Origin of the sequence: Aneurinibacillus sp. XH2 (assembly GCF_001439585.2) — a bacterium.
Classification (GTDB): Bacteria; Bacillota; Bacilli; order Aneurinibacillales; family Aneurinibacillaceae; genus Aneurinibacillus; species Aneurinibacillus thermoaerophilus.
In genome coordinates this window covers 651414-678080 of sequence record NZ_CP014140.1, presented here as the reverse complement: position 1 = coordinate 678080, position 26667 = coordinate 651414, and the positions used below count along the sequence as shown (strand labels likewise).

Annotated in this window: 30 protein-coding genes and 2 pseudogenes; 4 read left to right on the top strand and 28 right to left on the bottom strand. The window is 41.1% G+C overall.

Features of this window, described 5'->3' with window-relative positions; all coding sequences use genetic code 11:
- Positions 1 to 39: 39 nt before the first annotated feature.
- The 10 genes and pseudogenes from ACH33_RS03290 to ACH33_RS03250 all read right to left on the bottom strand — a co-directional run bounded on the left by ACH33_RS03290 (position 40) and on the right by ACH33_RS03250 (position 8238).
- Positions 40 to 1437 (bottom strand): FAD-dependent thymidylate synthase, encoded by a 1398-nt coding sequence (locus ACH33_RS03290; protein WP_057897729.1) that lies wholly within the window; start codon positions 1435 to 1437, stop codon positions 40 to 42.
- A gap of 24 nt (positions 1438 to 1461) precedes the next feature.
- Positions 1462 to 2553 carry an HD-GYP domain-containing protein gene (locus tag ACH33_RS03285; protein ID WP_057897728.1) on the bottom strand — a complete coding sequence of 364 codons (1092 nt, stop codon included), beginning with the start codon at positions 2551 to 2553 and terminating at the stop codon, positions 1462 to 1464.
- A 112-nt stretch (positions 2554 to 2665) separates the two neighbouring features.
- Complete coding sequence (locus ACH33_RS03280; RefSeq protein ID WP_057897727.1) at positions 2666 to 2968, bottom strand: YunC family protein; 303 nt, start codon at positions 2966 to 2968, stop codon at positions 2666 to 2668.
- Positions 2969 to 3041: 73 nt separating this feature from the next.
- Positions 3042 to 3299, bottom strand: a complete 258-nt coding sequence (locus ACH33_RS03275; protein WP_057897726.1) for a DUF6154 family protein — start codon at positions 3297 to 3299, stop codon at positions 3042 to 3044.
- 156 nt (positions 3300 to 3455) lie between these two features.
- On the bottom strand, positions 3456 to 4898 hold the full coding sequence (locus ACH33_RS03270) for a bifunctional metallophosphatase/5'-nucleotidase (RefSeq protein WP_057897725.1): 1443 nt from the start codon (positions 4896 to 4898) through the stop codon (positions 3456 to 3458).
- Between the two features lie 11 nt (positions 4899 to 4909).
- Complete coding sequence (locus ACH33_RS03265) at positions 4910 to 5725, bottom strand: sulfite exporter TauE/SafE family protein (protein ID WP_057897724.1); 816 nt, start codon at positions 5723 to 5725, stop codon at positions 4910 to 4912.
- Positions 5726 to 6110: 385 nt separating this feature from the next.
- The gene (locus ACH33_RS03260; protein WP_057897723.1) at positions 6111 to 6503 is read right to left on the bottom strand and encodes a hypothetical protein; all 393 of its coding nucleotides are present in this window, start codon (positions 6501 to 6503) and stop codon (positions 6111 to 6113) included.
- 381 nt (positions 6504 to 6884) lie between these two features.
- Positions 6885 to 7039: pseudogene (locus ACH33_RS18515) on the bottom strand (small, acid-soluble spore protein, alpha/beta type).
- A 629-nt stretch (positions 7040 to 7668) separates the two neighbouring features.
- Positions 7669 to 7899, bottom strand: coding sequence for a hypothetical protein (locus ACH33_RS19050; RefSeq protein WP_139184966.1), 231 nt, complete (start codon positions 7897 to 7899; stop codon positions 7669 to 7671).
- Positions 7900 to 7905: 6 nt separating this feature from the next.
- Positions 7906 to 8238 carry a hypothetical protein gene (locus ACH33_RS03250; protein WP_057897721.1) on the bottom strand — a complete coding sequence of 111 codons (333 nt, stop codon included), beginning with the start codon at positions 8236 to 8238 and terminating at the stop codon, positions 7906 to 7908.
- Between the two features lie 238 nt (positions 8239 to 8476).
- On the opposite strand from ACH33_RS03250, the gene ACH33_RS03245 reads away from it, so the two are divergent.
- On the top strand, positions 8477 to 8941 hold the full coding sequence (locus tag ACH33_RS03245) for a LysR family transcriptional regulator substrate-binding protein (RefSeq protein WP_257721584.1): 465 nt from the start codon (positions 8477 to 8479) through the stop codon (positions 8939 to 8941).
- 106 nt (positions 8942 to 9047) lie between these two features.
- Here ACH33_RS03245 and ACH33_RS03240 read toward each other — a convergent pair whose 3' ends face one another.
- The 4 genes from ACH33_RS03240 to mobL (ACH33_RS03225) all read right to left on the bottom strand — a co-directional run bounded on the left by ACH33_RS03240 (position 9048) and on the right by mobL (ACH33_RS03225) (position 12040).
- Positions 9048 to 10244: an MFS transporter gene (locus ACH33_RS03240; protein WP_057897719.1), complete on the bottom strand. Its 1197-nt coding sequence runs from the start codon at positions 10242 to 10244 to the stop codon at positions 9048 to 9050.
- A gap of 14 nt (positions 10245 to 10258) precedes the next feature.
- Positions 10259 to 10723: a MarR family transcriptional regulator gene (locus ACH33_RS03235; protein WP_057897718.1), complete on the bottom strand. Its 465-nt coding sequence runs from the start codon at positions 10721 to 10723 to the stop codon at positions 10259 to 10261.
- Between the two features lie 301 nt (positions 10724 to 11024).
- Positions 11025 to 11387, bottom strand: coding sequence for a DUF7695 domain-containing protein (locus ACH33_RS19790; RefSeq protein WP_429638001.1), 363 nt, complete (start codon positions 11385 to 11387; stop codon positions 11025 to 11027).
- Between the two features lie 50 nt (positions 11388 to 11437).
- A complete protein-coding gene (gene mobL / locus ACH33_RS03225; protein ID WP_257721597.1) occupies positions 11438 to 12040 on the bottom strand; it encodes a relaxase MobL in 603 nt (200 codons plus the stop codon).
- A gap of 89 nt (positions 12041 to 12129) precedes the next feature.
- Here mobL (ACH33_RS03225) and ACH33_RS03220 point away from each other — a divergent pair, with 89 nt between their 5' ends.
- Positions 12130 to 13419, top strand: coding sequence for an IS110 family RNA-guided transposase (locus ACH33_RS03220; protein WP_057897715.1), 1290 nt, complete (start codon positions 12130 to 12132; stop codon positions 13417 to 13419).
- 446 nt (positions 13420 to 13865) lie between these two features.
- Here the strand turns inward: ACH33_RS03220 and mobL (ACH33_RS03215) are convergent, their stop codons facing one another.
- The 8 genes from mobL (ACH33_RS03215) to ACH33_RS03180 all read right to left on the bottom strand — a co-directional run bounded on the left by mobL (ACH33_RS03215) (position 13866) and on the right by ACH33_RS03180 (position 20634).
- Complete coding sequence (gene mobL / locus ACH33_RS03215; protein WP_322787669.1) at positions 13866 to 14258, bottom strand: relaxase MobL; 393 nt, start codon at positions 14256 to 14258, stop codon at positions 13866 to 13868.
- A gap of 90 nt (positions 14259 to 14348) precedes the next feature.
- A complete protein-coding gene (locus ACH33_RS20015) occupies positions 14349 to 14744 on the bottom strand; it encodes a hypothetical protein (RefSeq protein WP_236781959.1) in 396 nt (131 codons plus the stop codon).
- Positions 14719 to 16119, bottom strand: coding sequence for a Fe-S cluster assembly protein SufB (gene sufB / locus ACH33_RS03205; RefSeq protein WP_057897713.1), 1401 nt, complete (start codon positions 16117 to 16119; stop codon positions 14719 to 14721). The genes ACH33_RS20015 and sufB overlap by 26 nt, the downstream gene beginning before the upstream one ends.
- A 38-nt stretch (positions 16120 to 16157) precedes the next feature.
- Positions 16158 to 16598: a Fe-S cluster assembly sulfur transfer protein SufU gene (gene sufU, locus ACH33_RS03200; protein ID WP_057897712.1), complete on the bottom strand. Its 441-nt coding sequence runs from the start codon at positions 16596 to 16598 to the stop codon at positions 16158 to 16160.
- A complete protein-coding gene (locus tag ACH33_RS03195; RefSeq protein ID WP_057897711.1) occupies positions 16582 to 17808 on the bottom strand; it encodes a cysteine desulfurase in 1227 nt (408 codons plus the stop codon). The genes sufU and ACH33_RS03195 overlap by 17 nt, the downstream gene beginning before the upstream one ends.
- The gene (sufD, locus tag ACH33_RS03190) at positions 17805 to 19094 is read right to left on the bottom strand and encodes a Fe-S cluster assembly protein SufD (protein WP_057897710.1); all 1290 of its coding nucleotides are present in this window, start codon (positions 19092 to 19094) and stop codon (positions 17805 to 17807) included. The genes ACH33_RS03195 and sufD overlap by 4 nt, the downstream gene beginning before the upstream one ends.
- 19 nt (positions 19095 to 19113) lie before the next feature.
- Positions 19114 to 19902 (bottom strand): Fe-S cluster assembly ATPase SufC, encoded by a 789-nt coding sequence (gene sufC / locus ACH33_RS03185; RefSeq protein ID WP_057897709.1) that lies wholly within the window; start codon positions 19900 to 19902, stop codon positions 19114 to 19116.
- A 273-nt stretch (positions 19903 to 20175) separates the two neighbouring features.
- Positions 20176 to 20634, bottom strand: a complete 459-nt coding sequence (locus ACH33_RS03180; protein ID WP_162264994.1) for a hypothetical protein — start codon at positions 20632 to 20634, stop codon at positions 20176 to 20178.
- A 207-nt stretch (positions 20635 to 20841) separates the two neighbouring features.
- Here ACH33_RS03180 and ACH33_RS19045 point away from each other — a divergent pair, with 207 nt between their 5' ends.
- A complete protein-coding gene (locus tag ACH33_RS19045; protein ID WP_139184975.1) occupies positions 20842 to 21120 on the top strand; it encodes a hypothetical protein in 279 nt (92 codons plus the stop codon).
- Between the two features lie 80 nt (positions 21121 to 21200).
- On the opposite strand, the gene ACH33_RS03175 is transcribed toward ACH33_RS19045, so the two are convergent.
- The 4 genes from ACH33_RS03175 to ACH33_RS03160 all read right to left on the bottom strand — a co-directional run bounded on the left by ACH33_RS03175 (position 21201) and on the right by ACH33_RS03160 (position 24519).
- A complete protein-coding gene (locus ACH33_RS03175) occupies positions 21201 to 22493 on the bottom strand; it encodes an anti-sigma factor domain-containing protein (RefSeq protein WP_162264993.1) in 1293 nt (430 codons plus the stop codon).
- Entirely contained in the window at positions 22417 to 23205 is a 789-nt protein-coding gene (sigI, locus tag ACH33_RS03170) for an RNA polymerase sigma-I factor (protein ID WP_162264992.1), read from the bottom strand. Before sigI ends, ACH33_RS03175 begins: the two co-directional genes overlap by 77 nt.
- A 260-nt stretch (positions 23206 to 23465) precedes the next feature.
- Positions 23466 to 23891 (bottom strand): hypothetical protein, encoded by a 426-nt coding sequence (locus ACH33_RS03165; protein ID WP_057897705.1) that lies wholly within the window; start codon positions 23889 to 23891, stop codon positions 23466 to 23468.
- Between the two features lie 385 nt (positions 23892 to 24276).
- Positions 24277 to 24519, bottom strand: a complete 243-nt coding sequence (locus tag ACH33_RS03160) for a DUF2553 family protein (RefSeq protein WP_057897704.1) — start codon at positions 24517 to 24519, stop codon at positions 24277 to 24279.
- A gap of 355 nt (positions 24520 to 24874) precedes the next feature.
- Here ACH33_RS03160 and ACH33_RS03155 point away from each other — a divergent pair.
- A pseudogene (locus ACH33_RS03155) lies at positions 24875 to 25479 on the top strand (MBL fold metallo-hydrolase); the annotation flags it as partial.
- 208 nt (positions 25480 to 25687) lie between these two features.
- Here the strand turns inward: ACH33_RS03155 and gcvH are convergent.
- Both gcvH and ACH33_RS03145 read right to left on the bottom strand, forming a co-directional pair.
- Positions 25688 to 26068: a glycine cleavage system protein GcvH gene (gene gcvH / locus ACH33_RS03150; RefSeq protein WP_057897703.1), complete on the bottom strand. Its 381-nt coding sequence runs from the start codon at positions 26066 to 26068 to the stop codon at positions 25688 to 25690.
- Positions 26069 to 26101: 33 nt separating this feature from the next.
- Positions 26102 to 26557: a redoxin domain-containing protein gene (locus ACH33_RS03145; RefSeq protein WP_057897702.1), complete on the bottom strand. Its 456-nt coding sequence runs from the start codon at positions 26555 to 26557 to the stop codon at positions 26102 to 26104.
- Positions 26558 to 26667: the final 110 nt, after the last annotated feature.

The following is a 26667-nucleotide window of genomic DNA, read 5'->3' as shown; positions in this document are numbered from 1 at the left end:
AACGGACAAAACATGTAGCCCAACGCCCTAAGCGCTTTTTTATTTCTTCAAATGCCGATCCATCTCAAATCCAGGCAAAGAATGTTCCATATCATGGAAAATACGTTCAAGTTGAAAGGCCACGCTGCGAATTTCATCCTGTGCGTATTCTTCCTTACGCAGCGTCACGAAATGGGCCAGTCCGTACATGTTTGCATAAAACGGCAATCGGCGCGCGTTAGCGTTCAAGACAACATATGGCGCGATGCCAATTAAGCCGTTCTCCACCAATTCATTGTACAATCGGTGCGACTCTGCCCGCATAGTCAGCAATGTATTGATGATGCGCTCCGCTTCTGGCGTGCCGGATGCTTCCACTGCTTCTTGTGGAAGAATCAAGCCGTAACGCGTATCCGGAAGTTGAAGTGAAAAGTCGAACGCACGATGCCGGATAATCTGGTGATGACAGCCTTCGGAGCATGTCACCGCCACACGCTTACCAAATGCGCGCATGATGGCGGGAAGTTCGCTGAATCGGTTCATCTTTGCCAGATCGCCCAGCACCATATCATCCGAGCGTGTAAACGCAAGCGCTGCGGCGTCTTTCGTCACTTCCACAAACGGGCCGTTATACACCGGCAATGTTTCCGGTTCCTGCACACGACGCTGATAAAACTCTGCCATATAAGAGCAAAGATACGGCGTCGCTTCCGTATGGCTGATAAGCGAAGGCAGCACTTCGGTCGTATGCTTGCGAATTTTCTGCGCTATCTCCACCACTTCGCTGCTATACCCTTCATGTGATAGCATTTCCGCAATCGCGTCGGAAATAGCACGAGCATTGCCGGTGACAGCTACGTTTGATTTAGTGGCCAGAGGCAGCACATTGCGCGCATTTTCATACGCAAGCTTTTCTACAGCACTGTCTTTCATGCCAGGGTGTTTTGCTTTAAGCAAGGCAAAGAAAAGCGGAACAAGCTCTTCATATTTCCGAAAGCATTCTTTGCCAAAGGTGATATAGTGTTCCTTTAATTCTGGATGCTGATCCAATTCCCGCGGAACAACGAAGTCCTGCGGCTTCTGGTAGCGAAGGCTAAATTCCGTAAAAGATAGCCATTTCGCCGCCTGCACCGTTTCTAGAATTTCTGTAAACCAGCGAGATACACCTTCAATGCAGAATTGGGCAAAAGCATGCTCTTTAATGCTGGAATGACCGTAATCAACCCCCCACTTCTTCATGAAACCACCAGCATGTGCCGCCGATTCTTTAAACATCGAAATCATGTCAACATCCGGCAAATGCAGCATATCTTCTTTAATTAAATCGTACAAATTATCACGGAAGCTGCGCGGACTGCGGCTTACTTTCGCAAAAACAGTGCCGACAACTTCGGTCGGCACATTCTTAATCGCGTATACGTTATCTTCCGTACTTGTGACATAGTTCTCTAACTTCATATTTTGTTTCACCTCATCCTATAGCTACAAAATTGTATCACATTGCACAATCATCAGCGTTGATTCCCTAGCAAGATCAATCTCGTAGTATGGCTCCGCGCTGCTTCCATCCGGATTTTTAAGAATTCGTACAACCGGACGCCCCGGCAAATCCCGGTTATAATCTACCACAACGCCTGTAGCTCCGTTGCTCAGCGTCACTGCAAGCCCAACTGGGTAAATCGCTACTGTTTTGTGGAATGCTTCAACAACCTTCTTCTCGAACTGGGTTCCAGAACCTGTGTAAATTATCTCCATAGCCTTATGAGGAAGCATCGCACTGCGGTAGACTCTGTTGGCTGTCAAAGCGTCAAACACATCACATACGGCCAACAAGCGGGCATATTTATGAATGTTGTCCCCTTTTAACCCGCGCGGATAGCCTGTTCCATCCATCCGCTCATGATGCTGGTACGCGCAATGCGCGCTCAATAGCGGAATTCCCTGCTGATGGCGCAAATATTCAAATCCATATTCCGCATGTTTTTTCACCTGAAAAAATTCCTGATCCGTAAGCTTACCCGGTTTATACAAAATTTCGCGCGGAACCATTAGCTTTCCGATATCATGCAGCATTGCTCCCATACCGAGTTCGAGTAATTCTTTATCATTATAACCTAATTCTAACCCAACAGCAGTAGCGTAAATGGTTACATTTAAAGAATGGGCATAAACATAATGATCCTGTATGTACATATGACTCAAAAGTCCCATCGCCCTATGGTTATGCTTCAAATCACTAAGAATCGCTTCAAATGCGGTACGAAATGCGGCAAGTGTGCCGGGGGACAGGCGCGCCTTCCACTTCTGTTCCGCATGAATAATCTCATTAAATCCGCGATAAATCATTTTCGCCGCTATTTGCCTCGTTTCAGCCGAAACCGCTTCGTTCCTTTCAACATCCGCAGTTGCTTCATCGTGTATGTATAATGCATAAATTCCTTTTTGTTCTAACCTTTGAATCATACTGCCTGTCAGTATCATGTCGGTATTGAGCAATATAGTTCCCTGATCTGTGCAAATCGGCTGCGCCAATCTCATGCCTGGCCGGCAATGACGAATCGAGATTAATCTCATACTTCTTAACTCCCTATTACTATCTAGTCTCTTTTTCTCATTATACCTATCCAAAGGTAGGAAATATATTGTATAAATGACCTAAAAAAAGCTTTCCTATAGGAAAGCTTTTTTACATCATTGCAAGTATCGCGTCTTTTCCTTTCATTCCCGGAACAATTCCCTGTTCAGCCGCCGCCGTAGTCACCGATTCAAGGGGCGCCTCTAACAATTGCTCAATAGTCCTCACGTCCAGCGCGCGGCCCGCAATAATTCCCCTGCTTGCCAGTCGTTCATTCAACAGGGCAATATCAAGTGCGCCACACATAATATATCCTTTTTCTGTCGTTATGATTAACAAATTCGTTTTCGGAAGCTGGACGGAGACCGCTGTGACCTGATGGCCATTCAACAGCAAAGGCCTCATCTCAATCATAACATTTTTTTCCTCCTTGTGCCTTTTCCTTTCCCTTAATACAATATGTCATCAGCCCAAGGAGAGTGACTCATTAATGATATCTTTGCTGTCTCAACGGTTCTGGACGAACGTCTCCTACACCTTCCTCGGCCATTTTCATTCGCAGCATTTCCATTAAATAAAGGCCAAGCATCTGATAAATTTCTGTTTCCTGCATCTCCTGAATCCACTGCAACAATTCTTCTTTGCTCTGCCCGTGAAGAAGACTCATTACAATAGCCGGAACGTCTTCTTCCTCTCCTACCAGTTTGTCGCGATAAAGGTTGTAGATATTATCGACTAACTTCATGAATGAAACTACCCCTTTCCTATCTGTCCGCCGGTACAGGCAGTTCTTTTTCTATATGCACATGACTTCGTACTTGATAAACTGATACACTTTTGCCGTTCATTGTCGTAGTATAAATATGGAAACATCAAACAAGATGTATATAGTATTCCCTGTTTACTCAGCATACCAATGCCTGTTCAACGATTTTTCCAGCGCTTCTTTCGTACGTAATTGCTTCTCCAGAACATCGCGCAAAAACTCAGGGAGATAAAATTTCGTTCCCAATCCTTTTTGGAAAGTAGGAAAAACAATCCCAAAAGTAAACATATCAATTGTTCCAACAGAATACAACTGTTTTTTCCGTAACGGGCGTCCTTGTACCTCTACTCGAACGATTCTTCGGCCTACCGGTGCCAAAGGATTGTAGTAAATATCGGCCCCATCCACACACAAACATCCAAGCACTTTGCCTCGGAATCCAAATCCCTGGATTTGTTTTTTTATAATTTCCTCATTTAGGGACTCTTCCAATATGTCCAGCAATTGCTCGCCTGTCAGTTTCATCCGGCAAGGATTAATCGGATGCGGACAAAGTGAAAGAATATCCTTACGGGTTATATTTCCCTTCTCAAGGGAAAACAAAAGTGTACCTGAATTGACAATTCCGATTTCTGCATCGACCCAAGAACGCAGTCCAGCCGCAAGCAAATTCCCCAGCGGTGATTCTTCTTCCCATGATACAGGAAGATCGTATTCTAAACGAGCAACGACCTCTCCCATAACCTGCTCAGCATGCCTTCTGTGCCTATCAACAATCCGTTCCACTTTCCCGTCCGGTTTGTATAGGTGAGTGGGTAAACAACGGGCCTCAAGTTTACAAATCGTTTTTTTTAGCTTGTCATATGTAATCGTGACATGTCCTATATTCTGCCCGAACTTACCTGTCTGGCAAACAAGCGTATGGTTTATCCGTTCCCCTTCTGCAAGGTACGTATGTGTGTGGGCGCCCAGAATAACATCGATTCCATCAATATTACGGGCCATTTCCACGTCCCATTGATAGCCGACATGAGACAGCACAATAATGATATCAACATAAGGCCGAATGCTAGCCACCTGTTCGGCGACGACACGCGTGGGATCAAGCGTGATAAATCCTAATAGCTTATACACTTCGGGAAAAGAAGCGGTAACTCCAATCCAGCCAACCGTAAAATCACCGTACTTTGTAATCGTATAGGATCGTAAAAAAGGTGGAGGCTGTTTCGTTTTTGCATCCAGCAGGTTAGCACAGATGACAGAAAAAGCCGCGTTCCGATACAATTCATTAAACTTCGGTCTCGGAAATGTAAGTCCTTCATTGTTGCCGATGGTAACAAAATCATACCTGGTCTCATTCAATACGTCCACATTGACCTGTCCCCAGGTGGCTTCTGTTTGTAGCCGCATCCTGTCCATGTGGTCGCCCAAATCTACCGTAACGACGGGGTACCCTTGCTTTTGTAGTTCAAGCCGGAGCTGTTTCAAGCCTGTTGCGATGCGTGCCATCTCTTCAAAATGGCTGTGCAAATCATTCGTGTGCAATATATGCAAGGTGTTTTTTTTGTTTAGCCCCATACACTTCCCCCTTACACCAGTCCTTGCCAAAGCATGCGAACAGCGATCAGCAACAATACAAAACGAAGAATACGCTCAAGCCATTTTCCAGAAAGCTTGCGCGACAAGCGGCTTCCGAGATTTCCGCCAAGCCAGGCGCCAGGTGCGGTGGCAATAACTGCGCTCCATACAATATGTCCAAGCGTAATATGCGTTACGCTACCTACAAGCGAAGAAAGCAAAATGACAAACATGGATGTCGCCGCAGCCACATGAGGCGGAAAACGGAACAGCACAAGTAAAAACGGCACAAGCAATGCTCCCCCACCAATGCCAAATACACTGGATAGAATGCCGACCAAAAAAGCGATGCCGATAGCAAGAGGTTTAGAATATCCATATGTATATACATGACCACTTATATCCGTGTATGTTCTTGTTGTTTTCCAGTGCCCATTTTTGGGCCGCAGTTTCGAACGGTACGTTAAGATGAACAACATCAACAACATGAACAGTCCATAATATATGTTAAAAGATTCTTTATCAAAAAAAGCGGATAACCAGGCTCCAATAACAGCGCCAGGCGCGCTTCCGAAAAAAAACAAAAGAGCGCTTGAAAAATCAATCAGCTTCTGTTTAGCGTAGCTGATGCTGGAAGATAAAGCTGTAATAATAATTAGTATCAGCGAAGTGCCGATCGCTAGTTGCGGCGTAATCTCGGGTGCCCCCGGAACAAGTTCCGACAAATAAAACAATGCCGGTACAAGAATAATTCCTCCGCCAAGCCCAAGCAAACTTCCGAACGTACCCGCTACCACCCCGACTAGCGTCAAGACTAACCATCCCATTTCTCAATCCACTCCACTCTTCATTACCTTCTTCTACGTCTGTGCTTTTTATTATCATATCACATAAAAAACTCCCAAACGAATCGTTTGGGAGTTTTTCTTCACAACACTCACGCCGATTAACCGATCGAGCCTTCCATTTCGAATGGGATGCCACAAACCCGTATACTTCCGCTCCTGGAATCCCTTCTTTCAACGCATGAGCGGCTGCCTCCTGTCATCATAACGCATTCAGTTTCAATAATAAACTAACCGACACGCAGCCAGGCATCGCTGTTTCAAGGAACTATTTGCTCTAACATTTCATGTAATACACACGCTTCCCTTTTGTTACATATTAACATGTAGCAAGGATGGTAAAAAATATTTCTATTTCATTAAGAAATCACATTTTATAGAATCTATAACCAGGAAGTTTGGTATCCTTAGTATGGTAGACATAATCGGGGTTAACTTCAATGGTAAAACCTTCTCTCAAACTGCCTGTAATTGTTCCCTCAGTGATATATTTACCGATTGACCCTCCCGATTGTGGATATCCTGAAACTACAATCCAATCGCCACAATTTTTGCATTTAAAGAATGTACCTGTGAATATATAGTCTCCAGTATTCTCATCTTTAACAACTGCTGTTCCTTTGGCTGCCATTCTATGAATACCATCACCATATGGGCAATCTCCCTCCTCAGCATGAGCATGATAACCTTGCCCTAACAAAAACACAGAAAATATCACAGAAAAAACAAAGGTAGACAATAGAATTTTTTTCAATTTCATAATTACCACTTTCCTTCCTTTGAATTTTTAACATATAACTAATGGAAAGCTACGTAGCTATTCAATCTTAAATCAGGTACCTATCTATAAATTTAATATATTAAGAAAATAAGATCAAATATATTTTTACATATGATACAAAAAATGATCAATTTATAATAAATTGTAAATCTTTTATGTAAATACTATAAAAAAATCCACGTCACCCAAACAAACAGCAAGGTTCATAGCTATTTGCATGCTATTGTTTGTTTCCAGCTTCTTTTCTTTCAGATAAATAAAAAACCTCCCGGATTTTCCGAGAGGCTTATGACAAGTCCCAATACCTTGCGTATCACATACTATGCAATGTGGAGAGTTTTATTGTAGGTTTCTTCCATTTCATTGTTGCTCTGCCATTTGTACAAGACGCTTCGTAATCTCCCCACCTACAGAACCGTTTTGATGTGATGTTGTATCCGTCCCTAATACCACACCAAATTCAGCAGCGATTCATATTTCATTTGGTCTAGGGCGGCTCTTGCCTGTGGAGCCAGTAATTGTACGTGATGATTAAAAACGACGCATTAGCGCTGATGATTTCAATTTATCAAACACTATCATTAACGCTCAAACCACTCATAGAATATGACAATTACACATTTCATTCATCAAATAAAATCATAGAAAGTCAGTTCATTTAGGCACAAATTAGGCATAAGACTTCTTTGAAATCTAATTGTTTAAGTTAACGTTTTCTTATTTTAACTATCCAACTTAGTGTAGCCTATCCACCAATCTGTATTTTAAAAAAGAAAGAGGCTTTTAAAGAGACTCTTCCTTTTTCTAAGAACGTCGAAGGCATTTATATTTTTTTAAACCATAGTCGGAAAAATATTCTTAAATGCAAAAAATACAATTAATGTAACTGCTACCTGTCCCATAATAAGAGTTGCATACATTGCTCTTTTTTTCTTATCACTATTTTTTCTTTATTTTCAAAATACTTTGTTAATAAATATTCAGTTGCAAAACAAGTAAAGTTAGCTATAAATAAAAATAATAAAGTAATATATAAACTATTTTCGTAATTTTTAAAAGAAGTTGAAAATAGTATAATAGTTATCCCCAAAAACACATAAGAAAAAGAAAATTTTTTAAAGAAATTCACTATACCACTCCTTTATTAACAGAGTAAACTTGCTAAGTAATATACAGTAGCAATAATGAACGGGATACCAGCAGATAATCCGCCACTAATACCAAGTAAAGCATCTGTAGCTGCATAAGCTGCATAAGAGCCACTGTAAATTAATCCAATAGCACCTAATACATCACTACAAGAAATTGCTTTAGTTGATATTACATTTGGATCAGGATATTTTCCAGATTGTATATCTTCATATTGACCTTTCACTTCATTTTAAAAATCATTCATTACACCTTCGTCATTCTCATTAACCATTATATCATTATAGTTATCAATATTTTTCTGAAATTCATCAATATCCAATGGATAGTCCAATTCTTTAAGACCTTTATCTAACTTTTCAGGAGCAACTATTTCCATTAGTATATTACCGTTTTCATCTTCATCAGTTTTCAAGTAATCAATCGCGAGTACAGCCACTTGAAAATCTTTTTCATTCCATAATTCACCTACTTCTTTTGCGTGGACAGATACTTGTCCATTAATAGAAAGTGTGAAAACGAAAGCCATTAATAATAATCCAATTTTCTTAAAGTATTTTATCATGTTCTGATTCTCTTTTTTTCGTATTGTCCCTTGTCAAAATAATTGAACAAACTAAAAATCAAATTCAAAACTTTTAAAATATCTTATAAGAAGCACTTCTTGAATAGAAGATAGCATACAATTTTTGGATAGTCTATATAAAATCTATAAAAAATTTAATTTTATTAAAAATTATTAATATTAAATTTTAAATGTTAATTTTAAAGTTGTATCCATTCCCTAATTTATCTACCAATTTTTGCAGGAAGATAGGATGGATGCAATCCTAGTAGATACTGAATACAATGGAAAATACTTGCAAAAATTTGAATTATTTTCAGAAAGTTATTATGCAGTGTTTCCTTTGAATCACAGATTTAATAATCAAAAAACAGTGAGGCTTGAAGAACTATGTAAAGAGCCACTCATTATTCATCAAAGTCCTTGTGACACGAGGAAACATATTATTAAACAAATGGATTCCTTAGGTCAAAAACCAAACATTTTAAATGAATTAGATTTCAGTGACTTTATTCTCGGGTCTGTTTCATCTGGAATGGGGGTAACCATAGTACCTGAACTAATTGCCAACAATATCGGACATTTGAATTTATCAGCTTTACCAATCACTAATTTTGGGAGAAACAGAACTATATCACTACTTTCTAAAAATAAACGATTAGGTTTAAAGTTGCATCAAACCTTAACTAAAAATTACAATTAAGAACAAGAAAAGGGTTATATGGCTTTTTAACGGCACAGCATAACCCTCATATTATTATTTATTTGTGAGCGATTATAATTCATCCTACATATACAAATCCTATTGTCTATTCAGAACCTTCTTTAATTTTAACATTTTGGTTTTGATTAAGCACTAGTGAAAATGCTAAAAATAGGATTCCAAGAACAATGAATAAAGAAGTTGAATTTAGGAAATTAACTCCTACAATACCAGCCCCTATTGCCATGCCACAATATCGAACGAAATTAAATAAACCTAACGCTAATCCTCTTTCGTTTGTATATTGATTACTAATCATAGTTGAAAATAATGGTGATGAAAATCCTAATAAAACTCCATAAATAAATAAAACGATACTAAGTATAATGATATTTTTTTCAAGAATAATACCAAATAAAATAATAAGAATTGGCATTAGAAACAAAGTTACATGATATAATTTTTCTAAATCGAATTTTCTCTGTAACTTTTTAAATAGAACACTACCTAAGATCATACTTACCGTTAAAGGTAAATATAATAATCCAATAATCTGTAAAGAGACTTGATAATGGTCATGCAATAAAACAGGTAAATATGTCAGTATTGAAAAATAAATCAGGAAAGTCAAAAAACCAACTCCAATGACATTCATTCCTTTTTTATTTGACCACAAAATTTTATATCTTTGATACATATGACGTTCTTTTCTATCATCAACTGTTTGTTGACCATTCAGTGTTGGAAGTTGATACCCTAGAAAAATCAATAATATCATCGAAATAATGAATAAAAATAAGAATACACCCGAGTAACCATAGTATTGCCCGATGAAACCTCCTAATATTGGTGCAAGTGCTGGGGCTAACGTTAATAGGATTTGGTATGTTCCCATTGCATCCCCTCGTTCTTCCCCTTCAAATAAAATCGCAATCACATTCACTGCGATTAACGGGATCATCGCTGTACCAATCGCTTGAAACATTCGTGCGATAAAAAATACAACGAAATTTGTTGTGAATGCACAGAATAAAATAGAGATACTTGTTAATATGAGACTAAACACTAGTAGTTTCTTCTGGTTTTTTGTATCAATGAACGTTCCTAAAATTACTTGCATGATTGCAGTAATAAAAATAAAACCACTAACCGTTAAATTCACCCAAAAAATTGTAGTTTCGAAAGTGTCTCGGATGAGAGGTATCATGGGTGAATAAATGTTTTGGTTTAAGGAAGCAAAAAAAGCAGAGATACTTAATAAAAGAAGAATAATTTTATTTTTTCGTTGATTACTCTCACTCAATTTCCTCTCTCCTCCTACTTAAGAACTTCATCTTTCAAATGACTTGTAAGAGTATTTAAAAAGATAATAATTGTCTCAAGTTGTTCTTTCGTAAAAGAATTTAGAAGCGACAAGTATTGATCTTCAGCTTCTTTATGCAATCTATCATGAATTGAAGCCATTATTTCTCCTTTTTCAGTTAAAACATAAAAAATTTCCTTTTTGTTTCCCTCATTTTGTCTTTCATCAATAATACGATGCTCCAATAGTTTTTTGATTGCCTTAGTAACCGCTGGTTTAGATACATTAAGTTCCTTAGCCAAATTTGTATTATTCATTCCGTGTTCTTTAAGAAGTGCAACGATATGAAATTGCGTGAGTGTCCAAGAAACGCCAAACAATACATTTCTCTTATTGCTTGATTCAGCCTTTCTAATAGATTCCCTTGTAGTGATTAATTCTTGTAATGCTTTTAAAACTTTCTTTTTAGTACTTTCCATTTATACATCTCTCCTTTGTTAACTGGTTAACAATATCATAAAGGAGTTTTTTATTGATGTCAAGAAATCTAAAAAGGCTTCTGTATTATTCAGTTTTTATAATACAGATACTAATTTGACTATACCGAAGCATAAATCAGACAAAAAAATTGTCACAAAAGTTGTTGTGACAAGGATGTAAGTCAATTATCGGATTTAACCTCCTACTTCTAGTTGATACACTATATAAAAAAACTATAAAGCTTCGTAAATACAAGTAAATTAGATACTGTAACAATTAAGCAAGAGAGCAAGGTATATTTTACTCGCTTTCTTGCTTGAGTTCTTTTTTCAACAAAACTAATTCTGATAAATGACCTTTTAACTTTTCTTCAAAAAAAATAGCTTTATACAAATCTCCGCCATTTTTGATTTTTGATATTCCTTCAATAACTTCTTCTATTACTTCCATAACACCTTGCAACTCAAATTCTCGTTCTGAATATACATCAAATACCGACAGACTTGTATCAATATAATCATCTATCGTTAAATTCTTTTCACCTTTACGATCTGCTCCCCAACCCATACGCTGATATTCCGTACCACCATCTACAAAAATTGCACCGCATTGACAACTTTTAAAATCATGCGTATATTTTGATGAAATCACATCGTCACATATTTTTCAGCGAATTCGATTGACGATTACTTTAGCTACCATTTCTTTCCCTCCTACATCTCATGATTATATCCTTCTAACATTCTATCAAACTCTGCAATATGACGCTCATTTTGATAGTCATGATATGTCTTTCGCATTGTCTTGTTTAAAAGAAACATTGCTTGTCGTAGCTCACTCCCTTTTGTAAGTGGATTAAAATAATAATAATACTTTCCATTTCTGATTCCACTTGTTCTTTTTTTAGGACGCTCCACTTCTTTTTGATACTCTCTCATTTGTGTAAGCACTGCATTTCCCATACGCTCATAAAGTTCATCCAGCTTATTTTCTTTATAGGAAGAATCACTACCTTCGCCGTATAAACGCTTATTTACTGCTACTTGTTCGTCTAATAATGTTTCTAGTTCCTCCATCTCTTCCGCATGATATGTTTCCAAATACAGTGTAGAGAGTTGGTCAATATAAGGATGTGCCTTATTGACGGACTGGTAGCCATAAAACCATTCTTTCCTATCATTTGGCAATTTATCTATCGCTTTTAAAAATAAGTCTTGCATTTGTTTATGTTGACGTAAATCAAACACTTTTAATTCCTTTGCATTATCACGAATTAGTCCGTCAATCTTTTTAAAAGAAGCATTCCTGTAATGAATGAAAATGCGCTTGGATAAAAAAAGTACCTCCTGTTAACATACAGAGTGTCACCGGCCGTGACCTCGAAATAGCAGAGGAGGTACTCATCATGAATTATAGCCAAAACCAACGCATTTCTCAAATTACAGAATCGACCTTGATTGTAGGCGTAGATATCGCGAAGCACAAACACGTAGCACGCGCACAAAATGACCGTGGGCTTATGTACGGGAAAGCTTTTTCCTTTTTAAGCACGCGCCAGGGATTTGAAGCATTTTGTCACTGGATGAAAAGCTTGATGACAGAACACGAAAAAACAGAGGTCATTGTGGGAATGGAGCCAACGGGACATTATTGGATGACCTTAGCGGCTTTCTTACGAAGCCGCAGGATTCCGGTTGTGGTCGTCAATCCGATGCATGTGAAAAAGTCAAAAGAGCTGGATGATAATTCACCGACCAAGAACGATCCAAAAGATGCACGCGTGATTGCACAGCTCGTCAAAGATGGACGGTACTCTGCACCTTATTTCCCGACCGGTGTCTATGCCGAGCTACGGGAAGCTGTCAAAATACGAGACCACCTCTCAAACGAGCTTCAACGTATTCAAGCCAAGGTGCATAACTGGCTAGATCGCTATTTTCCAGAATTCTTAACGGTGTTTACAAGCTGGGAAGGCAAAGCGGCATTGGAGACGCTCAAACGTTTTCCACTGCCTCAAGATATCATCCAGATAGGCACATCCGGCATTTTGACCACATGGCAGGAAAGCATCGCAAGAGGCTTACGCCCGAGACGAGCCCACGAGCTTGTAGAACAGGCGAGACATTCTGTTGGCCTACGTGAAGGCACAAAGATGGCAAGGCTCGAACTGCGAACATTGCTTACAACCTACGAAGTAACGCAACAACAGCTTGAACAAGTGATGAAGGAAATCGAAGATTTACTAAACGACATTCCCGGTGTACAGCACATTCTTACGATTCCGGGTATGGGAATCGCCACGGTTGCCGGCTTTTTCGCAGAGGTTGGCGACTTGTCCAGATACCAGCACCCTCGTCAACTTCAAAAGCTGGCTGGTCTGAACCTTAAAGAAAACCGCTCAGGAAAGCACCGAGGGAAAACCCGAATTACCAAACGAGGACGACCACAGCTTCGCGCACTTCTCTACAAAGTGATCCGACCCTTGGTCGCCAAAAACCAGGCATTCAAGGCGCTGCATGTGTATGATACGACCCGACAGCAGAATCCGCTCCGCAAGCAGCAGTCGTTGATTGCCCTGTGCTGTCGTCTGCTTCGGATTATGTTTGTGCTGGCACGTAAAGAAGTCGATTTTGACATGAACAAGATGATGAAAGCTACGCCTTTATGTAGTCAGATCTTGCCTCTCACTGCATAAATCTTTTAGTTGTTTCTTTTTGGCATACGTTCTTATTCGATACCTTGATTAAAAACGAAGCACGGAGAAGCCGGAATGATTTTCACCATGCGGGCACTGACCCTGAAAAGGAGCATCTCTGGCCTCCACCTCATGGACAGGTTGAACGAAGGAAAGTAGGGACAGCAGATCCTGAGAGACATGGGAGGGTACACCACCATGAGTCTTGTGGAGATCCAATGTGCAACCATATTTTTCAAAAAGGCGATAGATCTCTGATAGGCTACGTCCTCCACTTCCAACATTTTTAAAAGTTTCAAATGTCTAACTGAGACTTCGTTTATAAAAATCAAGATATCATAAGAATACGTGAGTATTCGTAAGAAAAACTTTAATTCATAGAGGGAGGTGTACGATCTAAAATTTGATTCGCAACAGTTGAACGCATCGCTTTTAAACTGCTTTTTTTACGCTTTCCACGATATTGTAAAAGATGCAGTCCACACTGGAGAACGCATCTCCTCTTTTTCAATCATTGCAGCCATCGCTTTACGTACCACATCTTTCATTTTCACTTCATTTAACCAATGCGTTTTTGAATCATATAGCCCTTGTTCTTCTAACCAATCATTGTCAAAGCTAACTACATCTTGCCACATTGGAGAACCTTTTTGTTCGGCTTCACTATACAACTTCGCAATCTCTTTCTTACGATCCGTTGAAATATAATCATTGAATTCATCGAAAAGTTGTCCGTTCTTCTCTTCATCTCCCATGTAGTCCATGTAACGAAAATATACTCCTTCTTTTTTATTTTCCATTGATGATTTCTCTTTTATTTTTGCATCTTCACTGTTAATGACATACTATATTGTCCATAACTTGACGGCGTTTGTTGTCCGAGCTTTGACGGAAATCTTGTCCAAATCTTATTTGAAAGAAAGGGAGAATCATGACAATTCTCCCTCAACCACCCGTTTGACCATATGTTCATCTATGATGCGATGCCCGTTCTGTGCTCCATAAAGTAAACAGTGCGTGCACAGCTTGTTAATCAGCCTTGCGGCTCCTCCAGAAAAACGATGTATTTCATCGATCGCTCCATCAGAGAATATTTGCTGACTAACTCCGGCATATTGAAGATGCTTTGTTACATACTCGCCTACCTGCGCACGATCAAAGTGGCCCAGCCTGCATTGGATATCGATCCTCTGCCGAATTGCGGTAAAATACTGTAAACGAAGGCGATCCACAAATCGACGAATCGTGGTTGTTTTGCCTGTACCACAATCACCTGTTAATACCGCAAACAAATAATGGTTACCCGATACTACCTTCCATTTCAAACTGGATAAGACGGTTCATTTCTACCGCATATTCCATCGGCAGCTCTTTTGTGAACGGTTCAATGAAGCCCATGATGATCATCTGGGTTGCTTCGTCTTCTTTCAAACCACGGCTCATCAGATAGAAGAGTTGCTCTTCGCTCACTTTGGAAACGGTCGCTTCATGCTCTAACGTAATATTATTATTTAAAATTTCGTTGTACGGAATCGTATCAGAAGTGGAAAGTTTATCGAGAATGATCGTGTCACACTTTACGTTTGATTTAGAACCTTCGGATTTGCGTCCAAAGCTTGCAAGACCACGATATGTGACTTTACCTCCCTGCTTGCTGATACTCTTCGATACAATTGTCGAACTGCACTCTGGCGCCAAGTGAATCATCTTTGCGCCTGCATCCTGATGCTGCCCTTTACCCGCTACCGCAATAGAAATCACAACGCCTTTGGCACGCGGCCCTTTCATCACAACAGCCGGGTATTTCATTGTCAGCTTGCTTCCAATATTGCCATCAATCCACTCCATTGTTGCATCTTCTTCCGCAACCGCGCGCTTCGTAACGAGATTGTATACGTTATTGGACCAGTTCTGAATCGTTGTATAACGGCAACGTGCACCTTTCTTAACAATGATTTCAACGACTGCGCTATGCAACGAGTCGGTGCTGTAAATCGGTGCCGTACAGCCTTCCACATAGTGAACAAAGCTACCTTCATCCGCAATAATTAACGTACGCTCAAACTGACCCATGTTTTCGGAGTTAATGCGGAAGTACGCTTGCAGCGGTGTTTCACATTTTACGCCTTTTGGAACATAAATGAAGCTTCCGCCTGACCATACCGCGCTGTTCAGTGCCGCAAATTTATTGTCCGTCGGTGGAATCACCGTGCTAAAGTATTCTTTGACAATTTCCGGATATTCCCGCACAGCTGTATCCATATCACAGAAAATAACACCCATTTCTTCGAGCTCTTTCTGCATATTATGGTATACCACTTCAGATTCGTATTGTGCGGATACGCCAGCCAAAAATTTCTGTTCAGCTTCCGGGATACCAAGGCGATCGAATGTATTCTTGATTTCTTCCGGCACTTCGCTCCAGTCACGCCCTTTTTTCTCGGACGGCTTGACGTAATAGGTGATACTGTTAAAGTCGAGTTCCGTCAAATCTCCGCCCCACATCGGCATCGGCATACTTTCGAAGATTTCCAGAGCTTTCAAACGGAAATCCAGCATCCATTTCTCTTCACCTTTAATACGAGAAATCTCCTCAACGATTTCTCTTGTCAAACCTTTTTTTGCACGGAAAACTGAAATATCTTTATCATGAAACCCATATTTATATTCTGAGGACAGCTCAGGTGCTTTTTTACTCATTTCCATCTCCTCCTTGCTAAGACGTGTTACGCCTGCTTTTAATTTGGTTGCTCACGGAGTCCTTTTTCCATCGCTTTCCATGCAAGAGTCGCACACTTAATACGGGCTGGAAACTTGCTTACGCCTTGCAACGCTTCAATATCGCCTAAATCCGCGTCTTCGATCTCTTCTTCTGTAGCCTCACCTTTCATCATACGGGAGAAAAGGTCGGCCATTTTTAACGCTTCTTCGACTGTCAAACCTTTGATGGCTTCCGTCATCATCGAAGCGGAAGACATACTAATCGAACAACCTTCCCCGGTAAACCGGGCGTCAGTCACTTTTCCATCTTCTATTTTCATCTGCAATTGAATGCGGTCGCCGCAGGTCGGATTGTTCATATTAACCGTCAATGCACCATCTTCAAACTCACCACGGTTACGCGGTTTTTGGTAATGATCCATGATGACTCTACGGTACAAATCATCCAGAGAAGACATTGCCGAAATACTCCTTTGTTTTAATAAGTCCTTGTACCAATGCGTCTATATCCTCTTCCGTGTTGTAAAGGTAAAAGCTAGCACGCGCCGTGGACGAAACATTCAACCATTTCATAAGCGGCTGACAGCAATGGTGCCCCGCGCGAATCGCGATACCTTCCGCATCCAATACAGTAGCGATATCGTGCGGATGAGCCTCTTCCATCGTAAACGTAACAAGGCCGCTCCGCTGTTTCGGACCATAAATCTTCAACCCTTTAATTTCGCTTAACCGCTCCATCGCATAGTCCACCAGTTTTTTCTCGTGCTCACGAATTTCGTCTATTCCAATCGACTCAATGAAGTCAATCGCCGCGCCAAGACCAATGGCGCCTGCAATAATCGGTGTGCCGCCTTCGAATTTCCAAGGAAGTTCTTTCCATGTAGAATCATATAATTCTACAAAGTCGATCATTTCGCCGCCGTATTCTATCGGCTCCATTTTTTCTAAGAGATAACGCTTACCGTACAGAACGCCAATGCCTGTCGCACCCGCCATCTTATGACCGGAGAAAGCAAAGAAGTCACAATCCAAATCCTGTACGTCAACTTTCAAGTGTGGTGCCGCCTGTGCGCCGTCTACTACCATAACCCCGCCGTAACGATGCACGATTTTAGCGACTTCTTTTATTGGATTAATAGAACCAAGCACATTGGACACATATCCCATCGCTACAAGCTTCGTCTTTGGCGTAATCGTTTGTTCTGCGGCCTCCACGGTAATGGAGCCATCTTCCGCCAATGGAATAAACTTCAAGGTCGCACCGGTCTTCTTAGCTATTTGCTGCCACGGGATAAAATTACTGTGATGCTCTGCTTGCGTAATCACAATTTCATCGCCTTCACCGATAAAATTGCGGGCGTATCCCTGAGCAACAAAGTTTAAAGATGTGGTGGTGCCGCGTGTGAAAATAACTTCTGCTGTTTCTTTAGCATTAATAAATTTGCGTACTTTCTCGCGCGCTCCTTCGTATTTGTCCGTTGCAAGCGTTCCGAGGGTATGAACGCCGCGGTGAACGTTGGAGTTGTATTCGCGGTAATAGCGGTCAATCGCCTCAATAACTTGAATTGGCTTCTGTGAAGTCGCTGCACTATCAAGGTACACAAGTCGATGGCCGTTTACCTTTTGGTTGAGGATTGGAAAGAGCTTGCGAATTTCTTTCGCGTTCATGATGACAGCTTCCCTTCAATCATTGCACTTAAGCGTTTTTGCATACCCTCGATTGGCAAATGATCCAGTACCGGAGCTAGGAACCCGTTAATAATTAAGCGTTCTGCTTCCTGGCGCTTCACCCCGCGCGACATCATATAATATACCTGAAGCGGGCTTACCGGCCCAACAGATGCAGCGTGTCCCGCCATGACATCATCTTCATCGATCAACAAAATCGGATTTGCGTCTCCGCGCGCACGTTCACCGACCATCAGGATATTTTCCGCCTGTTCACCGTTTGCCTTCTGTGCGCCTTTCTTTATTTCCGTAATGCCGTTGAAAATCGCTGTCGCTTCATCCAACATAACTCCACGCGCAAGAATATTGCTTTCCGTATGAGTACCGACATGCACTACGCGGGATACAAAGTTTTCTTTCTGACCGCCGCTCGCCATCGCCACGGATTTTATGTCTGTAGAAGAACCGTTGCCTTTCAAAATCGTTGTCGTGTTGGCCACGGTATTTCCGTGATTCATATCTCCCAGCAACCATTCGATCCGCGCATCGTTCGCCGTAATTCCGCGGCGGTGTGTATAATCTGTTACCTGCTCTGCCAAAGAACGCAGAGAAGCATACTGTACTTTTGCGCCACCTTCCGCGAAGATTTCCACCATGCCATTGACAACAACCGGGCGGGTATAGTTTGCCCCTATTACGTTTTCAACAACCGTAACCTTGCTATTTACGTCAGCCACGATCAATGTATGTGGTAAAAGGGCTACATCTTCATCCGTACCCCACACAATAAGCTGTAGCGGTTCGTTAACTTCCACATTTTTCGGCACGTATACAAAAAATCCGCCACCCCACAGCGCCTGATGCAGCGCGGTTACTTTGTGCCTCTCAATGCCGCTCTGGAATAAGTATTTTTTCACGAGCTCACCATGTTGACGAGCAGCTTGCTCCAGTGGCATGAACAACACGCCCTGCTCTTTTAACGCAGCGCTCAGCTCCACATATACGACGCTGGAGTGCTTCTGCACCATGACATTCCCGTTGTCTGGCGCCAGTGCGTCTTTTGCTTCCTGCGGCAATTCATCTAGCGAAGCAAGTGCCGCTTCTTCTTTATAAGGAACGAACTCATCCATATTCCATTTGTCAATTTTCGTTTTCTCTAGCTTGGGCAGAGGCAATTGCTGATAACCATTAATCCCTTCCTGGCGAAGCCGCGTCAGCCATTCTGGCTCGCCCTGAAAACGAGCAATCGCTTCCTGGTCGAATCGCACATTCGTTTGTACGCTCATTACTATGCTTCCTCCTAACCTACGCTTCTGCGCCTACTGTTTCGTCCTTAATGCCAAGCTCCTCTTTAATCCAATCATATCCTTTTTCTTCAAGCTTGAGAGCCAATTCCGGTCCACCGGACTTCACAATCCGTCCCTGCATCATTACGTGAACGAAATCCGGTTTAATGTAATTCAGCAAACGCTGGTAGTGCGTAATCATCAATACGCCCATTTCCGATCCACGCAGTTCATTCACACCGCGAGCAACAATTTTCAGCGCGTCAATATCAAGGCCGGAGTCGATTTCGTCAAGAATAGCAATGCTCGGCTTCAGCATCATCATCTGAAGGATCTCGTTACGCTTCTTCTCACCGCCAGAAAAGCCTTCATTTACATAACGATGGGAGAAGGACTGATCCATCTCTAAAATTTCCATTTGCTTTTCCATTTGACGAATGAATTTAATGAGCGAAATTTCTTTACCTTCTTCCTGGCGCGCATTTAAAGCGCTACGCAAGAAGTCAGCGTTTGTTACACCGCTGATTTCACTCGGATACTGCATCGCGAGGAACAGCCCTTTACGTGCACGCTCATCAACCTCCATCTCCAGCACGTCTTCGCCATTCAATGTAATGGAACCACCAGTAACTTCGTACTTGGGATGTCCCATAATCGCGGAAGCTAGCGTCGATTTACCCGTACCGTTCGGGCCCATAATCGCGTGCACTTCACCGCCCTTAATTTCCAGGTTTAAGCCCTTTAGAATCTGTTTATCTTCGATTGCAACAGATAGATCTTTTATTTGCAAATGCGGTGTTCCTGCCATGAATTTTTCCCTCCAATTAGCTCTTATCGACTTCAAACATGACGTAAAATAGTCGCGTATAATAAACGATTTGTCTTCAATCTTCTTATATAATATAGTATATCATAGTTGGAAATCAAGGAAAGACCTATATACATACTTTTTAAACAAATTTGTTTAAAAAGTACCTTTATCTCTATTCCATTAGAGTATCCAATTTCCAAAGAATTTATTGGAAAAAAGAAAGCAACCCCACGATTTGCTGTATCGTTCTTTTTTCATTTTTTACAATTCTCAGGAGAAAAGGCCGGCTTTCCTAGCGCGTGAGGCAATAAATTCCGCTTTACGCGCGAATTGAAGTAACGGTTTTTCTCCAGCTCCTTTTATCGTTACATAAGCAGACTGCCCATTTCCCTCTTTTACCTGAATGGACACACTGTGACGCTGATAATGCACCTTGATAATATCGCCTGCATGAATGCTAACAAACGGAAATCCTTGCGAAGCAAACCCTATAAAAATGCTTTTGCTGTACACAATGATATCCATTTCTGTGGCGTGCACGTTATCATTATGGATAACTTCCTTTACTTTTCCTCGCCAGATAGGTACATCAAAATATTCCGGACCAATGACAGCCAGATCACTTTTATTTTCCTTTTTGCCTATTAGCGCATAAAACGCTAGGATAAACAGCAAAAAAGAAATTGACATCGCGGCGCTAATATAGAATAGAATCTCTTTCATACCCATTTCTTCCCTTCATAAAAGAACCTAAGAGCCTTCGCCTACAAGTGATATATTTCCAATCTTATCACTTTTCTTGCTTTCCACCATACGCGAACATGATTTTGAAACTTTCCTTTTGCTCCCTATAGCCATCTCCTGAAAATCCAGTGTTATTCATCAAAATTTTTTGTATAATATTAGTAACTAAAATCGTGAAAACGGGGTGATATAATGGAGTTTTTCTGCCCTCCATGTCGGAAAGTTATCGATGATTCCCATCCCCTTTGCGATCAGGCACAAGCATGGTTTTACGAAGCGAGCGGCAAAAGATTGTGGCGCATTCGCCGGTTAAATGAATACGCGTATCAGTACGTGACAGATGAAGAATATAGTCGTCTATGCGCCGAGAGGCCAATCATTCTTTCTGAGGCACGAAGTTGGGAGGACTTTGATTGCAGTTCTTATACGGGAATCGATTCACGCGGCGAACGTACCTCTATTTTTGATTGAATGACTAAAATGCATAGCGTTAAAAAAGAACCGGTGCCATGCGACACCGGTTCTTTGCCCAAATTTTTTGTTGTTTAACGCTAATCATTTTCCTCCGCTTTTTTTCCGGACGACGGCTTCTTATTTTCTTCCGATTCGTTAATTGGAGGACGCGCAAAGTTTTGCTTGTTCTTTTGCTTTTCGCGTTCTTCTTTATATTTTTCGTTTCGTTCTTTTTCTTCCTCTTTAATTGCGCGTCCTCCCTGCTGATATTGCTGTTGTAGTTGACCGTATTCAGAATAGTAGCGTTCATCTTCTTTCGTCCGATTTGCTTCTCTTTTCGTTTGCTGTTCGGCTTTCCGCTTCGTTTCGGCCGCAATGATTTTTGGCACGCCTTTTGTCTTATCCCTTTTTTCTTCTTCAGTCAATATATGCTGGCGTTTTCCAGCAGACGATTCTTCTTCCCGCTGAACGACTGTCGTCTCATGTTTTTTCTTTTCTTCTTTGGTGGCGTTAGCTTTATGGTTCGTCGCCATCCGTTGTTTTACATTTGAAGCAACGGGTTTGGTTACTTGAGCTGGTCGCCGCGCTTCCGGTTTTGCCGCCATTTTTTCCTTCGAATACTGAATGATGTTTGGAATATTTTCAAAGCCTCCGATAGCGGAAGATACTTCGCTAATGCTCAACGTCTGAATTTCCTTTTCACTAATCTTTTTATTTACTCGCTTCATGGAATCATAGAGCGTGTATTTTCCCGGGGAAATACCCAGCTTTTGCGCCTGCTTGCGCATTTCTTTCGTACTTTCCATTAAAGTGATGGTAAGCTCTCCCGCGCTGTTGCTGACAAGATGCGGTATTTCTTTTTTCATAAGCTGCAATAATTCCCGCGAAGCCTCCGGATTTTTCAACCCTACAGGTACAATAAGCACATCGTGGTTATTTTTTAAAAACCCGTGTACGCGCGCGTCCGTGAGAATATCTTTCGTTACTTCCAATAAAGGACGCTTTTCCCATTTAATATTCTTCAATATGCTTTCCGCATCCTGATTAAGTGCTGTGACGCTCGTTACTACATAGTTTTTATCAATTTCAAGTTCAAAGCTTGGATTAATATCAATGGAAACGGCCGCGTAAGCAGAAGCAAAAACCATATTCCATAACGGCAGTGCAGTAATGAATAAAAGCAAACAAGCCGCCGCTACATATGTCCAGCCCTTCCAGCTGCGCTTGGCCCGTTGCGATGCTTTTTCTGCTTTGACCGTGCGTGTAAATTCCACCTCATCCCCTTCTGTAAGAGGTTTGTCCACAGGAGGGATTTTACAAAACTCCCCGTCGGACGTCATGACAATAAGATACTGATTCTGTATCTCCAGTACGATGCCCTTCCTTTTCACGCGCAAGCTTCTCCTTTCCCTCTGTATCATCCACCTGAATGTAGGAGCGCAAATATTGATAGTTCTCAATAAAAATGAGTGTAATCGCCACAATATAATTTCGATTTCTTTCTACCGTCTTGCGTGAGAAAGAAATAAACTGCAGAAGATATTTGACAGGAATTTTCTTTTTCTCCAAAAATGCTTCGCGCAGCTTCTTGTTATCCGCGATCATCCGGGCGATGTGAATCATATTTTTTCGGGCATCTGCATGCCTTGGAGTGTATTCAGGAAGCTCTTCCAGCTCAATGTCGAATTCACGCAAACGTTCGCGATAATGCAAAATTTCTTCTCGCCGCATCTCCGCGTCCTGCTTTGCTTGATGCTGTTCAATCGCCGCCTGCACATCCCAGACATTATACTCGGGTGATTCGGGGTCTGCTGTCTCATCTAACGAAACAAATAAAGCCCGTTGCTTGTTTTTACGAATAAAATCTATGACACGCCTGCGTATCACAAGATCAGCAAACGAGAGAAAGCTGCTTCCTTTATCGCTTGAATACTGTGATATCGCTTCGTTAAACGCTTCAAGTCCAACGCTGAATTCTTCATCATGGGTTTGGTGAATATATCGCTTGCACACTTTTGATACCGTCGTTCCGATAAAAGGACGGTACTGCTGAAGCAATTCATTGCGCAACGCATCTTCGCCCTGGTGTATTCTTTCAATCATTTGATGAAGGTGTTCAGTCTCTTGCACCTGCAACAACTTTTCTCTTCGGCGCCACTTTCCTAGGAAAAGTGTAAGTAACAAAGACATTCACCTCGCTTCATATGTATTCGCGCCTTCTTGCTATTTTCAGGGGGGACGCACCCGTATTTATAAACTTATGACATATATAAACAAAAGAAAAGCCGCCTGTTTCTCTATTACAGCAGAGATTCTCCGGCGACCGAACATAAAATACTCTTTTTTTCAATCTCTAGCTTGAGCTAAGGCAGCGTTTTGTTGCTTTGTGCTTCCCAACGGATCAGGCGTTTGCTTAGTTTATTTAAACGACGCTTCAATTCATTGCTCCATTCTTCATCATCCAATTGTTTGGCAACAGACATCAAATCAAGCGCATTATCAATCTGACTGCGAAGAATATAAGAGATGTTGCCGTCGTCGATCGAAACGCAATTCTCAAAAATTCTCTCTACATGCTCTCCGGTCACATATTCGCGAAAGTCGACTTCGGGAGCTAAATCGGCCTGGGCGTATTCAGACAATATATCATACTCTTCCTCGATCTCAGGGTGAACATCAATACGATTGCATACAGGGCAGTACAAAATCGGGACGTTATGAATTTGCGTCTTAACATGACGCAAACTACCAAGTGCTCCAATCATACTGGCTCCACAACAAAAGCTCATCCGGACTCCTCCTTTATCATCTATAGCAGCTACGCAACAACGTACAACTTCTATTGTAATGGTGTATATTTTGTTTTCCCATGCGTAAAATAATGGAACTTCCCTGAAAAAACTGCCTGCATTGCAATGGCTGAATTTTCTCACCTTTTTTCTATTATTCTACCACAAAACCCTCTAACCTTACATGAGAAAAACTTGTAGGCGTTATCGATCCTTCTCTCTCCCCATGCCACATGCTCTACATGAGACGGGCAACGTTTGGCACACGCCTTGCCAGTGTTTCCTCGTTTACAAATGAAAAGATTCCTCATAAAAAGTAGATATGTCTGAAAGACTATAAAAAAAGGGGAGCGGAAATTTCCGCTCCGAGCTTAAACGCTTTCGCTTAACACCATCCCATGTCACAATTATCAACATAGCTGGAAGGATGGACAGTGTCCGCCGAGTCAATGCGAAAAATTCTTTGCTGCTCTACCATGTATCCGGCATTCATCGTACAGGAGGCCGCGTCAAACGGAATGTGTCCGATTTCTCGGCCATTCAGTGTCAGGACAATGCAATCCTCCGTCACTTCGCCACGCACTTGCTTCGTAACATCAATACGATTTACATCTGGCTGCTGTGACATCACAATCCCTCCCGATTTACACAAGAATACTTATAGTATGCCTAAGGAAGATATTTTTTACTCGTTTCTCAAACATAAGAAAAACTTGTGGGCGTTAACCGCTCGTTCTCCGTTCCATACGCTCCACAAGTTTTCGCAATGAATGGTTTGCTTTTTCAAAGCCCTCTAATTTTATACAAAAACATCCTTCTTCTTGTGCTCCTTTTGTACAGTGACAATGTCGTTTAAAAATTGAACGATTCAAGTTATATATCCCTCTAGTTTCCATTTCATGTATAATAAACAGGAAATTTCGATATTCGTTTATTTAAAATTCGGACAGTGTAGTCAAACGAACTGAAGTAAAAGTAGCATGAATGAATTAACCTTAGTTGATACAGGCTATACCAATTTTTTGCCTTTAATTGAAAAGGAGATTTTAAAAATTGGATATGACATGAAGAATTTAAAGAATATCATTATTACACACTGTGATGATGATCACATCGGTTCTTTATACGATTTCAAGGAAAAATATCCTTCAGTTACTATTATAGCTAGTGAAGTGGAAGCGAAATTCATTAGTGGTGAAGCGAAATCTGAGAGATTAGTTCAAGCTGAGGAAATGCTAAATAATATGCCTGAGGAAGAAAAAGAGTTTGGAAATTGGTTTATACAGCAATTAAAAATTTTAAGACATGTTTCAGTTGATGAAACAGTCCATGATGGCCAATGGATTTTACATAATAAATGCAAAATTGTTGCAACACCAGGGCATACATCAGGCCATATTTCATTATATTTTCCTGAATTAAGCAGTGTCATTACAGGAGATGCAGCAGTTAGAGAGGGGAATGAATTAGTGATAGCGAATCCACATTTTGTTTAGATATTGAGAAAGCAAATCAGTCTTTGAATCGTTTAAAAAACCTTAAAGCTAAAGATTATTATTGCTATCATGGTGGAAAATTAACATTATAATTGGGAAGCTATTATTCATTTTTCCACTTTCAAACTTAAACAACTTTATTCGTTCATTTTTGAAGCAATCATTCTTCCAAAACTTCACTTTTAAATAACTTTAAAAGCCTTCCGAACATTTGATGCTGGAAGGCTCCTGTATTTTAAAGATGAAGATGAAATGACTGTATTGTTTCTTTACACCTTTGACTTTCGACTCGGCAATTCTTTATTCCTTCACCATTTCTTCATAAGCCGCCGCATCCATCAGCTTATTCAACTCGCTTGTATCGGACATCTCAACAACAATTATCCACGCTTTTTCATACGGTGATTCATTCACGAGTTCCGGAGAATCTTCCAGTTCACCATTCACTTCTACCACTTTTCCGCTTACTGGCGCATACAGTTCAGATACAGTTTTTACGGACTCTACGCTGCCGAACGGCTCATCCTGTTTCACTTCATCGCCTACAGACGGAAGTTCGACAAACACGATATCTCCCAGTTCGGATTGCGCAAAATCAGTAATTCCTACGTACGCCTTATTTCCCTCGACGCGTACCCATTCATGCTCTTCGCTATACTTTAAATTCATCGGCAAATTCATCTCGATCGAATCCTCCCTGTTATTCTTTCCGGACTATTTCTCCGTTTCTTCTGGAGTGAGCACACGGTCCAAGCGCTTTTCAAGCATTTTTAGCCCTTTTTCGCCCGCCTGATAATGGCGCAACTTCAAATCTGCATCAAACAAATAGTACGCCGGCACATACTGATTTTTGTAGGCGTCAACCAGCTTATAGCTGTTATCAATCGCGACAGGATGTGTTAGCTGGTACTTCTTAATCGCTTCCTTCACAGGCTCAATTTCCATATCCTTTTCCGAACGTGGCATGTGGATACTAACGACGCGCAAGCCCTGTTCTGCGTAGCGATCGCGCCATTCGTTCAATTGTGGTAATGCTTCCTTGCATGTATGGCAGCTAATCGACCAATAATGAACAAGCACTGGCGCTCCTTTCAGGTCTTCCTTTTTCACTTCGCCATTAACCCATTCGGTAATCCCTTCAAATTCAGGCATTTCCTCACGCAGTTTCATGCAACGCGCCTCCTTAATATAATAATTTCTTCCACTTCTACCCCCCGTCCGGTCAATATGCGCGAAACGGAGAAAATTGTAAAAAAAGGACCTAACACTTTTGCAAAAGT

Excerpts from the sequence above, each read along its gene's own strand:
- ACH33_RS03275 (WP_057897726.1), bottom strand. The coding sequence starts at position 3,299 with ATGAAGTTAGTCGATAATATCTACAACCTTTATCGCGACAAACTGGTA.
- ACH33_RS03285 (WP_057897728.1), bottom strand. The coding sequence starts at position 2,553 with ATGAGATTAATCTCGATTCGTCATTGCCGGCCAGGCATGAGATTGGCG.
- ACH33_RS03260 (WP_057897723.1), bottom strand. The coding sequence starts at position 6,503 with ATGAAATTGAAAAAAATTCTATTGTCTACCTTTGTTTTTTCTGTGATA.
- ACH33_RS03265 (WP_057897724.1), bottom strand. The coding sequence starts at position 5,725 with ATGGGATGGTTAGTCTTGACGCTAGTCGGGGTGGTAGCGGGTACGTTC.
- sufB (WP_057897713.1), bottom strand. The coding sequence starts at position 16,119 with ATGAGTAAAAAAGCACCTGAGCTGTCCTCAGAATATAAATATGGGTTT.
- ACH33_RS03270 (WP_057897725.1), bottom strand. The coding sequence starts at position 4,898 with ATGGGGCTAAACAAAAAAAACACCTTGCATATATTGCACACGAATGAT.
- ACH33_RS03145 (WP_057897702.1), bottom strand. The coding sequence starts at position 26,557 with ATGAAACTGCGTGAGGAAATGCCTGAATTTGAAGGGATTACCGAATGG.
- ACH33_RS03165 (WP_057897705.1), bottom strand. The coding sequence starts at position 23,891 with ATGAGCTTTTGTTGTGGAGCCAGTATGATTGGAGCACTTGGTAGTTTG.
- sufD (WP_057897710.1), bottom strand. The coding sequence starts at position 19,094 with ATGAGCGTACAAACGAATGTGCGATTCGACCAGGAAGCGATTGCTCGT.
- ACH33_RS03180 (WP_162264994.1), bottom strand. The coding sequence starts at position 20,634 with ATGGGTATGAAAGAGATTCTATTCTATATTAGCGCCGCGATGTCAATT.
- sigI (WP_162264992.1), bottom strand. The coding sequence starts at position 23,205 with ATGATTGAAAGAATACACCAGGGCGAAGATGCGTTGCGCAATGAATTG.
- ACH33_RS03280 (WP_057897727.1), bottom strand. The coding sequence starts at position 2,968 with ATGATTGAGATGAGGCCTTTGCTGTTGAATGGCCATCAGGTCACAGCG.
- ACH33_RS03160 (WP_057897704.1), bottom strand. The coding sequence starts at position 24,519 with ATGTCACAGCAGCCAGATGTAAATCGTATTGATGTTACGAAGCAAGTG.
- gcvH (WP_057897703.1), bottom strand. The coding sequence starts at position 26,068 with ATGAATTTGCCGATGAATTTAAAGTATAGCGAAGAGCATGAATGGGTA.
- sufC (WP_057897709.1), bottom strand. The coding sequence starts at position 19,902 with ATGGCAGGAACACCGCATTTGCAAATAAAAGATCTATCTGTTGCAATC.
- ACH33_RS19045 (WP_139184975.1), top strand. The coding sequence starts at position 20,842 with ATGGAGTTTTTCTGCCCTCCATGTCGGAAAGTTATCGATGATTCCCAT.
- ACH33_RS03220 (WP_057897715.1), top strand. The coding sequence starts at position 12,130 with ATGAATTATAGCCAAAACCAACGCATTTCTCAAATTACAGAATCGACC.
- ACH33_RS03195 (WP_057897711.1), bottom strand. The coding sequence starts at position 17,808 with ATGAACGCGAAAGAAATTCGCAAGCTCTTTCCAATCCTCAACCAAAAG.
- ACH33_RS03250 (WP_057897721.1), bottom strand. The coding sequence starts at position 8,238 with ATGATAAAATACTTTAAGAAAATTGGATTATTATTAATGGCTTTCGTT.
- sufU (WP_057897712.1), bottom strand. The coding sequence starts at position 16,598 with ATGTCTTCTCTGGATGATTTGTACCGTAGAGTCATCATGGATCATTAC.
- ACH33_RS03235 (WP_057897718.1), bottom strand. The coding sequence starts at position 10,723 with ATGGAAAGTACTAAAAAGAAAGTTTTAAAAGCATTACAAGAATTAATC.
- ACH33_RS03290 (WP_057897729.1), bottom strand. The coding sequence starts at position 1,437 with ATGAAGTTAGAGAACTATGTCACAAGTACGGAAGATAACGTATACGCG.